At 64.4% G+C, this 432-nt stretch carries 1 protein-coding gene; it reads left to right on the top strand.

The features are described 5' to 3' along the window. A partial coding sequence (locus tag EN846_RS33645; RefSeq protein ID WP_135928105.1) for a TonB-dependent receptor occupies positions 1-432 on the top strand: 432 nt, incomplete at both ends.

The following is a 432-nucleotide window of genomic DNA, read 5'->3' as shown; positions in this document are numbered from 1 at the left end:
CCGGCGGCAAGCTCTCGCTGGTGCCGGGCGTGCGCGTGGACCGCTACGAACTGAAGCCGGAAGTGGACAGCATCTTCGCCGAGGACAATCCCGGCGTTGCGGTGGCCAGGCTGACCAAGACCAGCGTCTCGCCGAAGCTGGGCATGGTCTACCGCTTCACCGACGAATGGTCGCTGTTCGCCGGCTATTCGCGTGGCTTCCGCTCGCCGCCGTACAACGACGTCAACCTCGGTTTCACCAACTTCGCCTTCGGCTACACCGCCATTCCCAATCCGGACCTGAAGCCGGAAACCAGCGATGGCCTGGAGCTGGGCCTGCGCTTCCTGTCGCCGGCGGCCTACGTCAGCGTCAGCGGCTACTACAACGAGTACAAGGACTTCATCGAGTCGCAGTCGCTGGTCGGTACCAACGCGCAGGGCCTGATGGTGTTCC

This window comes from Mesorhizobium sp. M4B.F.Ca.ET.203.01.1.1, from assembly GCF_004791025.1.
Taxonomy (GTDB): domain Bacteria; phylum Pseudomonadota; class Alphaproteobacteria; order Rhizobiales; family Rhizobiaceae; genus Mesorhizobium; species Mesorhizobium abyssinicae.
The sequence above is the reverse complement of the archived record's forward strand: the minus strand, read 5'-3'. Positions and strand labels throughout refer to the sequence as shown.